This window comes from Acidaminococcus sp. AM05-11 (assembly GCF_003472805.1).
In the GTDB taxonomy this organism is placed as follows: domain Bacteria; phylum Bacillota; class Negativicutes; order Acidaminococcales; family Acidaminococcaceae; genus Acidaminococcus; species Acidaminococcus hominis.
Genome location: NZ_QRMX01000019.1, coordinates 1 through 12,712 on the forward strand (window position 1 = coordinate 1; position 12,712 = coordinate 12,712).

A 12,712-nucleotide genomic window follows, 5' to 3' on the forward strand; every position below is an offset into this window, starting at 1 on the left:
TTTTAAATTCTGTCTTAGATTTCGTATCCCCCAATTTTCCGTGATGAGCCAAATAATAGGCAAGCTAAAACGAATTAGCTTGCCTATTTCAATTACCAAGTAATGAAAGATTAATATCCACAATTTAAAATAATATCAATAATAAGAGGAATAATGAGAAGAATGGGAGTAGTGGGAGGAATGGGAGTAGTGGGAGTAATGGGAATAATGGTAAGCCAAAAGCGAATTTTCTTCTACACTTTTATCATTTAATAACAATCTTTCATTTATTATCTGTTTTCCCATGCTTTGTGTTAAAATAATGCCGGATTCATCAGGAATATTCAGTTCAAACTTGTTAACATTTAAATCAGTCAAAGTAACAAAACCAAAAAAAATCCCCACAGAAATAAAAAACGCACTTACCTTCTTTTTAAAATTCAATATATTCCCCTCTTTTTATCATTTTTTGTATTGTATCATGGATGTAATTTTTTATCAAGAATGTAGTAGTGTTTCTATGCGTCAGTGTTTTCTCAGTAAATCCTTCATCCCAATACAAATGCTGTAATTCTATTCATCTGCAATAATTCAGCTGACAATCTAGGAACCCCGAATGGTCGCTGTTTTGCCCTAGTACTTGCAGGCGAATATTAGAAACATGACCTGGCCCGCTACACAAATATGCATTTTGGCATCTTCAACATAGAAACCGTGAAGGTTGAATATTCCGGGTCAAAATACAGCACCAATCCGGTGGTTGAAAATCATGAATCCAGAAATTCGGAAAATAGATTCCGGTCGAATGGAAATCACTTAATCAGGCCTATTACAGTGCTGCGCTGCTGTGCATAATTCAACTTGGAAGCACACCCCTCTTGCCGGATTCTTCCAGACTTGACATTTCCCGCCAAGGACAAGCGTTATGCTGGCATCCTTGACGGGAAATGTTAAGCCTGGGTCAATTCTGGTTAAGCGGCTGTGTAATTCTCAGAATTTTCGAAATAAATCCGAACCCTATCAAGGTTTCAATCTGCAATCAGAACCGCCTATCTTATTTTTAAATCATTTTCGAAACGCCGGAAAGTGATTTCCAATATTCCGGACTGGTGATTCCCAGTTGTCCGGACTCATGCTTCCCGAGAGCCGAAATATACAGGAATAGCCCAGCGTCAACACCAAAACATTCACTAATAACTTAGTTCCATCTTTGCAAAGGTAAGGAATCTTTTCTTTCCAATCCAGTTGGACCTGCTCTCCAGGAACTGTTTCATAACGAACCGTATTTGTCTAGCTCAACGTTCGCTTGTTTTGAGAAAAGTAATCCTTAAATTCAGGAATGGAAGAAATGTAGGCCCGGAAAGTTGACTGTGCCCCATTTAGCCCATGGTCATCCTTAATGTACTGCCACTAGACTCGTTTATAGTAGAATCTCTGTGAAGTATCCTTTGCTGCGAGCATATCTTTGACAATGGGCTTATATCTATCAAATTAGGAAGGGTGGTTTCCTTCTTTACTGGGTTCACTCTGTTCATACCAACGTTTAACAATTCGTCTATTCTTTTTTAATTCTCTTGCCAGTTCGCTAAAAATTGATTTAGTGTCAACCACGTCATCGATCATCTTCAGTTAGAGTAAGTCGTCAAGTGATTTGACATCAAAGCTTTTTCCGTAATCCAATACATATTGCATAATACCATCTCATGCAATAGTATCCTCGATTTCAATAGCATGTACATTGTTATAAAACCACTTTTTGACCTATTTATGTAGCATTTACACGCTCCCCGTGCGAGGAGCGATAGGCCTATGAAACCTATAATATCATGGCCGAGCTTATCTCAATCCACGCTCCCCATGCGGGGAGCGACAATCAAACGTCCGCAGAAAAGTCTGAAGGAAGTAATTTCAATCCACGCTCCCCATGCGGGGAGCGACTGTCTGGAACTACAACAACCCGAAATATATAAGTATTTCAATCCACGCTCCCCATGCGGGGAGCGACTATAAGATTAAGCAATACGCAATCAATGCCAAGATTTTAATCCACGCTCCCCATGCGGGGAGCGACACCTGAAGACATCGTCAAAGCGGCGAAGGCTGTGATTTCAATCCACGCTCCCCATGCGGGGAGCGACTACCAGGAATACCTGGCCGTGGCTCCAGTCATGATTTCAATCCACGCTCCCCATGCGGGGAGCGACTCGGCCGACCCCAAGGATTTTTGTCTTACCAAATTTCAATCCACGCTCCCCATGCGGGGAGCGACCCAAGGAACGATTGATGTTATTGATCCTGGTGATTTCAATCCACGCTCCCCATGCGGGGAGCGACAGGAGGGGCAAATGAACGAAACAGACTTAATGCACATTTCAATCCACGCTCCCCATGCGGGGAGCGACCGTTTCAGGCTTGCCGGTGCCGGTGGCTTTCATGATTTCAATCCACGCTCCCCATGCGGGGAGCGACTACTTCGTTGCCTGCAGTATCCTTCACTGTCATGATTTCAATCCACGCTCCCCATGCGGGGAGCGACACTTTGCCGCCACCATCACGGCGGAGCTGGCAAAATTTCAATCCACGCTCCCCATGCGGGGAGCGACGGTAAGGGGACAAAAAGAAAAAGCCCTCACCTATAATTTCAATCCACGCTCCCCATGCGGGGAGCGACCATATTTGGTTTTCGGGCCGCCCCATCCGTGGATATTTCAATCCACGCTCCCCATGCGGGGAGCGACGTACTGGACATCACGATGAGAGCAGCAAGCAGAATTTCAATCCACGCTCCCCATGCGGGGAGCGACCACATCCGGCCTGCCGTCAGCATGGTTGAAGGCATTTCAATCCACGCTCCCCATGCGGGGAGCGACGGTTGGCACACTGGTAATAAGCGTGTTCCCGTGCATTTCAATCCACGCTCCCCATGCGGGGAGCGACCTGCCCATCGTGGGTACTTGTCGATTTCATCCATATTTCAATCCACGCTCCCCATGCGGGGAGCGACTATCGACTGGGAAGCCGTCATTAAATGTGCCGGAATTTCAATCCACGCTCCCCATGCGGGGAGCGACGCCCATGAGGACGGACCCGGGCAATCCTGGCAAGATTTCAATCCACGCTCCCCATGCGGGGAGCGACCGAAATATAAAAAGAATATTTATGATGCTATTGTTATTTCAATCCACGCTCCCCATGCGGGGAGCGACTTGAGCAGAGACACGTGGCGTTTAGATACTTTTAAAATTTCAATCCACGCTCCCCATGCGGGGAGCGACCAATCTCTACTCAATAATGCTATAATATAACCAAATTTCAATCCACGCTCCCCATGCGGGGAGCGACCGGGATTCCGGTGGATTAAAAAGTGTATACTTCGATTTCAATCCACGCTCCCCATGCGGGGAGCGACGAACGCCGGCAGAGAAGGGCTTGTGTAGTCTTGATATTTCAATCCACGCTCCCCATGCGGGGAGCGACGCAAATGGACGATCTTAACAGTGCGAAAGACAGTATTTCAATCCACGCTCCCCATGCGGGGAGCGACAGGGTGTTACAGTGTTGGATTTACCGTAGATAGGGATTTCAATCCACGCTCCCCATGCGGGGAGCGACTGCAATCTATAATCAATAGTGTTATAATGTACTCAAATTTCAATCCACGCTCCCCATGCGGGGAGCGACCCATTCTGTTTTCAGATTATTAAATGTCCATTTTTTATTTCAATCCACGCTCCCCATGCGGGGAGCGACCCTTTAAAAACGATTTAACACGGTCAAAAAACGGATTTCAATCCACGCTCCCCATGCGGGGAGCGACCCCTTTAAAAACGATTTAACACGGTCAAAAAACGGATTTCAATCCACGCTCCCCATGCGGGGAGCGACGATTATTAAATATCCATTTTTTAAATTGTACTTTATTTCAATCCACGCTCCCCATGCGGGGAGCGACGCTCCCGCTTGGAATCCCGTCATATTGGATACAAATTTCAATCCACGCTCCCCATGCGGGGAGCGACTCCGGCTCAATTTACAAACATATCTCGCCCGGAATTTCAATCCACGCTCCCCATGCGGGGAGCGACGTAATTACGTATTCGCCGTTGGACAGCATCGCCGATTTCAATCCACGCTCCCCATGCGGGGAGCGACGAAGAAATCCTGAAAGAAATCCTGGATGCCAAAATTTCAATCCACGCTCCCCATGCGGGGAGCGACTGGCCACGGCGCGAACGATGGTGCTATTCGTTCTATTTCAATCCACGCTCCCCATGCGGGGAGCGACGAAAACAGAAACGCTGTACATCGTTGAGGGCGAATTTCAATCCACGCTCCCCATGCGGGGAGCGACCGTTAAGCGAGCAGGAATTAACGACGCTGGAGCAATTTCAATCCACGCTCCCCATGCGGGGAGCGACGACAAATTTTACGTTGCCCATGAGGACGACGCAATTTCAATCCACGCTCCCCATGCGGGGAGCGACTACGAACCATACCCCCTATCTTGTGAAATCTTTGTATTTCAATCCACGCTCCCCATGCGGGGAGCGACCGGAATGGGAGGAGTAGACAATGGATATCATCTATAATTTCAATCCACGCTCCCCATGCGGGGAGCGACTCCCATTCCTATCCTGCCTACTGAAATCCTGATATTTCAATCCACGCTCCCCATGCGGGGAGCGACACATGACCGTGAAACAGCTGGAGGCCCACGAAAAATTTCAATCCACGCTCCCCATGCGGGGAGCGACTATTGTGGTTCCATTGATTTTGCTGACGATGGTGATTTCAATCCACGCTCCCCATGCGGGGAGCGACGTGGGAAACCTTATACAACAGATTACAAACACAATTTCAATCCACGCTCCCCATGCGGGGAGCGACACCTTTTCCAAAAAGGCTTTGGCTTCCTGTTTAGATTTCAATCCACGCTCCCCATGCGGGGAGCGACGGTGAGCTATGTTGGGATGCAAAAAGCCCTCATGATTTCAATCCACGCTCCCCATGCGGGGAGCGACTGCGGCAAAGCCTTTCCCTTATCCTGATCATGTGATTTCAATCCACGCTCCCCATGCGGGGAGCGACATTTACAATAATGTGGACTATGCAGCCCATGTGATTTCAATCCACGCTCCCCATGCGGGGAGCGACATTATCCTGGCGTTAACCCGGGCGCTACATAAGATTTCAATCCACGCTCCCCATGCGGGGAGCGACCGATAAATTTTACGTTGCCCATGTGGACGACGCGATTTCAATCCACGCTCCCCATGCGGGGAGCGACTTTGCGGTTCTACCGTGAGGGGGTGCGAAATGGTAATTTCAATCCACGCTCCCCATGCGGGGAGCGACGGACGAAATGGCCGCGAAAAACGAAACGCTGCAAATTTCAATCCACGCTCCCCATGCGGGGAGCGACTGCGAAATACATACAAAAGGGAAAATTTACAGTTGATTTCAATCCACGCTCCCCATGCGGGGAGCGACTGCCCAGGACTGTAGCAAATCGGAGATTGCGGAGATTTCAATCCACGCTCCCCATGCGGGGAGCGACTGGTGGAAAATTGGGATTCCGCAAGGTCCCGGCATTTCAATCCACGCTCCCCATGCGGGGAGCGACCAAGGGGCAACTTCCGTCAAGGTTAGAGCAATCTGATTTCAATCCACGCTCCCCATGCGGGGAGCGACGACGTTGAACAGGACGATGGCTTACAACTGTAAAATTTCAATCCACGCTCCCCATGCGGGGAGCGACACTGACAATTCCATCGTATAAGTATCAATCTGGTATTTCAATCCACGCTCCCCATGCGGGGAGCGACGATTACCTGGATTTTACCGCCCCCGTACCGGCTGAATTTCAATCCACGCTCCCCATGCGGGGAGCGACTCGAAACCGGTGGGAATGCCACGGAAGCAGCAAATTTCAATCCACGCTCCCCATGCGGGGAGCGACGTGATGTTCTCCGTGGAAAAGCTGTCTGGTATCAATTTCAATCCACGCTCCCCATGCGGGGAGCGACCAGGTGGCAAAACTCAACTTCTAGGATCTATAAGAATTTCAATCCACGCTCCCCATGCGGGGAGCGACCTCGTTGAGTTTCAGCTTCCCACCATCGAGCAGGATTTCAATCCACGCTCCCCATGCGGGGAGCGACACATATTCCGATTGAAGACGAAGGTAACATCGATTTCAATCCACGCTCCCCATGCGGGGAGCGACACCGGGAACAGCGCAAAAAGGCCGCGACAATCCTGATTTCAATCCACGCTCCCCATGCGGGGAGCGACGGGTTACTACGGCAAGTGGATTTTTGGCGGTCAAGATTTCAATCCACGCTCCCCATGCGGGGAGCGACCAAAGGCAAGCATCCGGACAAGGCGCTGACGTATATTTCAATCCACGCTCCCCATGCGGGGAGCGACGATTTACTGATTTCCAGCCCCACGGACACGACCATTTCAATCCACGCTCCCCATGCGGGGAGCGACAAGGGAGCGGAGATAGCACCATTTGGCACTCCTGATTTCAATCCACGCTCCCCATGCGGGGAGCGACCGCTGTTTACTGCCCGGGATTGCGGGGCAAGGCTGATTTCAATCCACGCTCCCCATGCGGGGAGCGACCTACTACGAGGTGTTCTACAATCGGGAAACCGATATTTCAATCCACGCTCCCCATGCGGGGAGCGACCGCCGCCCTGAAAGATTTCCTGCGTGGCGATCGCATTTCAATCCACGCTCCCCATGCGGGGAGCGACTTCGGCAGATTGAAAGCCGCCCCATCCACGTGGATTTCAATCCACGCTCCCCATGCGGGGAGCGACAACCAGGTGGTCAGGGCAATCAACGAGCATTACGATTTCAATCCACGCTCCCCATGCGGGGAGCGACTTTAACGTACCAGTTGAGCTGGTTCAGGTTGACATTTCAATCCACGCTCCCCATGCGGGGAGCGACTTTTGGCACCGTGGCCGCCATCGATGCCATTAAATTTCAATCCACGCTCCCCATGCGGGGAGCGACCCAGGTTCTGGGCCAGGATTTTTACGCACGTTGCATTTCAATCCACGCTCCCCATGCGGGGAGCGACCCATATTGTTCTAAAATCGGGGCAATGGTCTGGGAATTTCAATCCACGCTCCCCATGCGGGGAGCGACTATGCAGTTTACCGCCGTAGTCACGAGCTTTGAAATTTCAATCCACGCTCCCCATGCGGGGAGCGACATACACCGACTGGACAGCCATTAGGCAGGCGAATATTTCAATCCACGCTCCCCATGCGGGGAGCGACGAGGGCAAAGCCAAAGGACACGGTGTGGATTGCGATTTCAATCCACGCTCCCCATGCGGGGAGCGACCACTTCCTCGTTTCCTACAAAATTCCTACATTTTATTTCAATCCACGCTCCCCATGCGGGGAGCGACCCACTAGCATCCCCTCCTTGCTCCAGCCATTCCAATTTCAATCCACGCTCCCCATGCGGGGAGCGACCCATGAAGGGAAGGAGAGACACCCTTCAATGATAATTTCAATCCACGCTCCCCATGCGGGGAGCGACGTATACATTGAGCGAGCAGGAGCTGGAAACGCTGATTTCAATCCACGCTCCCCATGCGGGGAGCGACTGAGCCTGAAGAGTGCAACAGAGCAGCTGCTGAAATTTCAATCCACGCTCCCCATGCGGGGAGCGACGAGGATTCGGGAGCACCGGCAGAACGGATTTATCGGATTTCAATCCACGCTCCCCATGCGGGGAGCGACTACATTTGGGCAAATTGGGCTGAGATTGGGCAAATTTCAATCCACGCTCCCCATGCGGGGAGCGACCCGGAAGCCAATGAACGTAGCTGACCAATTTCTGATTTCAATCCACGCTCCCCATGCGGGGAGCGACATGGTGGGAGGTTGTTGTGGGCGGCATCTTTACCATTTCAATCCACGCTCCCCATGCGGGGAGCGACAGGAAAATCCCCGCACTATAAGGCACGGGGATAGATTTCAATCCACGCTCCCCATGCGGGGAGCGACGCACTAAAAGGGGTGCGGATCATAGCACCAAAAATTTCAATCCACGCTCCCCATGCGGGGAGCGACCATAAAGAAAGGACGGAAGGGTATGGCTATCAGTATTTCAATCCACGCTCCCCATGCGGGGAGCGACCCCTTGCTAAAAAAATCGATGCCATGACGGCAGCGATTTCAATCCACGCTCCCCATGCGGGGAGCGACGTCTATGGCCGAAAGCAAACAAAACATCATCGACATTTCAATCCACGCTCCCCATGCGGGGAGCGACCGCGTTTTTATTGGTGCAGTTGTCGTCATAAACATTTCAATCCACGCTCCCCATGCGGGGAGCGACGGGACTGCACACACGCAACGGGGATTATGCCCCGATTTCAATCCACGCTCCCCATGCGGGGAGCGACACCAGGCCGCATAAGCTCCCGACGGCGGCCAGGATTTCAATCCACGCTCCCCATGCGGGGAGCGACCAATCTCAACCAGAAGGCATACAAGCACATCGAGATTTCAATCCACGCTCCCCATGCGGGGAGCGACGCAAGAAGAACATTGGAATTCTTCAACTTTTCAAATTTCAATCCACGCTCCCCATGCGGGGAGCGACTTGGGGAAAAGTTACTATTGTCGGGTCGGATGGGGATTTCAATCCACGCTCCCCATGCGGGGAGCGACGTGGATTTCCCTTGCCGAAATTATCGCCGATATTATTTCAATCCACGCTCCCCATGCGGGGAGCGACGAGAACAGCGCAAAAAGGCCGCGGAAATACTGATTTCAATCCACGCTCCCCATGCGGGGAGCGACATAACCGTTTCCACACACCTCTTTAAATCTTTCAATTTCAATCCACGCTCCCCATGCGGGGAGCGACCAAGGAATGGAAGGCCCTGAATACGCACCACACGATTTCAATCCACGCTCCCCATGCGGGGAGCGACTACAGCATGAAGGCCACCGGAACCGGAAAGCCGATTTCAATCCACGCTCCCCATGCGGGGAGCGACTGATATTTCCAAATGCCATTCCTCGGTGTAAGGGGATTTCAATCCACGCTCCCCATGCGGGGAGCGACTCGGGCACATCACCGTGGTGCCTCTCTGGAACGGATTTCAATCCACGCTCCCCATGCGGGGAGCGACTGACAAACTCCAAAGCCACCTATGATGGTTTTGATATTTCAATCCACGCTCCCCATGCGGGGAGCGACCCGGACGGTCATATCACCGGACCCGGAGCGGCAATTTCAATCCACGCTCCCCATGCGGGGAGCGACGTGTCTACAAAGTCCTTGGATAGTTCAGACGTACCCGATTTCAATCCACGCTCCCCATGCGGGGAGCGACATTCCATATCAACAAGTCCACACAGGCCAGACGTTTTCGAGAGACGCACGCTCCCCATGCGGGGAGCGACATTCCATATCAACACCTATATTCTGGGTGTGATGATTTCAATCCACGCTCCCCATGCGGGGAGCGACCAATTCATAGTATGCTGATAATTCAGACGTTTCTATTTCAATCCACGCTCCCCATGCGGGGAGCGACCAATTCATAGTATGCTGATAATTCAGGTGTTTCTATTTCAATCCACGCTCCCCATGCGGGGAGCGACACGTCCCGGCTGTCCTTGTTGTTAAGTATATGCCGATTTCAATCCACGCTCCCCATGCGGGGAGCGACTGCCCACCAAGTAATGACAAACGAAAAAATATTAATATTTCAATCCACGCTCCCCATGCGGGGAGCGACAGACTCTTTTAGAGTTTCAATGCACGGAAGGAGATTTCAATCCACGCTCCCCATGCGGGGAGCGACCTACGAGTGACAGTCGTACAAGGGATAAGTCTTAATTTCAATCCACGCTCCCCATGCGGGGAGCGACAAAAGTAGCCAGGAGGAAAACGGAAACGAAAGTATTTCAATCCACGCTCCCCATGCGGGGAGCGACTACCAAATGCAGCTTGCATAGCAGATTCACCAGCATTTCAATCCACGCTCCCCATGCGGGGAGCGACACTTCATTCAATCCTATTCATCACCTCTTTAATAATTTCAATCCACGCTCCCCATGCGGGGAGCGACATATGAAGGCATCCAAAAGTCAGCTTGATACCCAATTTCAATCCACGCTCCCCATGCGGGGAGCGACGCTCGAGATTGATGTTGCTTATTTACGAGCGATTATTTCAATCCACGCTCCCCATGCGGGGAGCGACTAGATGCCCATGGAAAGGCCATGGATGCTATGGGATTTCAATCCACGCTCCCCATGCGGGGAGCGACAAAAGTCTTACTGTATTTCTTTTGGTTACATATGGATTTCAATCCACGCTCCCCATGCGGGGAGCGACCCATGTGATTGCTTCCCCATTCGCAATTTTTTGCATTTCAATCCACGCTCCCCATGCGGGGAGCGACGACCCACGGTTGACAAAAAACGCAAAATACTGGTGATTTCAATCCACGCTCCCCATGCGGGGAGCGACAACACCTTGAAGAATTCCGTTTACCAGCAAATTATTTCAATCCACGCTCCCCATGCGGGGAGCGACGGCATTTCCACCGCCCCATGAGGTCGGTGATTGAATTTCAATCCACGCTCCCCATGCGGGGAGCGACCTTGAGCTGGCGTGCCGTTTGCCAACTCAAGAGATTTCAATCCACGCTCCCCATGCGGGGAGCGACGTACCTTTTTTTATGACACACACGGATACGTGTATTTCAATCCACGCTCCCCATGCGGGGAGCGACATTTCGGGGCCGTTGCCGCCATCGACGCCATCAAATTTCAATCCACGCTCCCCATGCGGGGAGCGACAGATCATAATAATGATACTTAATAGAGATTTAAAAATTTCAATCCACGCTCCCCATGCGGGGAGCGACGGGTGTGACCAAAAAAAAAGAAACCCCTATCAAAATTTCAATCCACGCTCCCCATGCGGGGAGCGACTGCAAACAGTCAAAAGAGATGCTGTTGCAACGCTATTTCAATCCACGCTCCCCATGCGGGGAGCGACGATTACGCCCCCGAAGAAGTTGCAGAGCTGATGATTTCAATCCACGCTCCCCATGCGGGGAGCGACTAAACCGGAAACAAAAACAGGGTTTACCGCTGGTATTTCAATCCACGCTCCCCATGCGGGGAGCGACGATTAATGTTTCCGCGCCCGCTTGCCCTTTGCCTATTTCAATCCACGCTCCCCATGCGGGGAGCGACCGCTGCCGTCTGTGCTGGGTATTGAAGCGGTTATATTTCAATCCACGCTCCCCATGCGGGGAGCGACCAAAACCGACATGATCAAGAGCAAACCCGTAATATTTCAATCCACGCTCCCCATGCGGGGAGCGACGTTAAGCATAGCCAGCGGGATACCAAATAAAGCGATTTCAATCCACGCTCCCCATGCGGGGAGCGACTGTAAGCACCTTCCCAAGCGTAAAGTATACCAGGTATTTCAATCCACGCTCCCCATGCGGGGAGCGACGTCACGTAAGATTCTATCACCGTATTGATGTAGTATTTCAATCCACGCTCCCCATGCGGGGAGCGACTAGTGTGGCCCTCATGGTGGGCACGGAAATCTATGAATTTCAATCCACGCTCCCCATGCGGGGAGCGACTAAACATTGGATACCTTAATGGATACCCAATAGATATTTCAATCCACGCTCCCCATGCGGGGAGCGACTTATTAGTTGCTATTTAGTTCCTTCAGCAGGTTATTTCAATCCACGCTCCCCATGCGGGGAGCGACGGCCTGCAAACGTGTGGTCACTCGTTCATCTATATATTTCAATCCACGCTCCCCATGCGGGGAGCGACGATGTATCATAATGATTATATCGACGCGGTGACTATTTCAATCCACGCTCCCCATGCGGGGAGCGACTAGTGTGGCCTCTCATGACAGATCCCTGCAGCAATATTTCAATCCACGCTCCCCATGCGGGGAGCGACCCCCTTATAACAAGGTATCTATCGATATAAGGAGATTTCAATCCACGCTCCCCATGCGGGGAGCGACTACGTTTAAGCTAGACTGGGCGTTCTGCCGCCTGATTTCAATCCACGCTCCCCATGCGGGGAGCGACCAAGGGCAAGCACCCGGACAAGGCGTTGACGTACATTTCAATCCACGCTCCCCATGCGGGGAGCGACTCCATCAAACCTGTACAAAACATACACTTTCAAATTTCAATCCACGCTCCCCATGCGGGGAGCGACGATGATGTTGTACATCAACGACGGGGACGCCGTATTTCAATCCACGCTCCCCATGCGGGGAGCGACTACTACGAGGTGTTCTACAACAGGGATACGGATATTTCAATCCACGCTCCCCATGCGGGGAGCGACGCTGTTAAAGGAGGTTGGAGTCAATGTTGCTGATTTCAATCCACGCTCCCCATGCGGGGAGCGACCAGGCCGGGCACGCATGACAGCGGACCGGCGCGTGATTTCAATCCACGCTCCCCATGCGGGGAGCGACTTCAGAGTCTTAATGATGTCCGCATTGTTGACTCGATTTCAATCCACGCTCCCCATGCGGGGAGCGACACCTGGTGTGGTCCGATGGAACCGGCGCGTTTAGCATTTCAATCCACGCTCCCCATGCGGGGAGCGACAACAGTGGACGGGTTGACGCTAGAAGAAATAAAAATTTCAATCCACGCTCCCCATGCGGGGAGCGACCA

Annotated in this window: 1 protein-coding gene and 1 CRISPR repeat array; the gene reads right to left on the bottom strand. The window is 51.7% G+C overall.

Annotation, left to right across the window (positions count from 1 at the left end):
* Positions 1-135 precede the first annotated feature (135 nt).
* Positions 136-423, bottom strand: a complete 288-nt coding sequence (locus DW089_RS08620) for a hypothetical protein (protein WP_118287103.1) — start codon at positions 421-423, stop codon at positions 136-138.
* A 1,326-nt stretch (positions 424-1,749) separates the two neighbouring features.
* Positions 1,750-12,710: direct repeats of the CRISPR family, unit length 33 nt; unit sequence ATTTCAATCCACGCTCCCCATGCGGGGAGCGAC.
* The last annotated feature ends 2 nt before the right edge of the window (positions 12,711-12,712 follow it).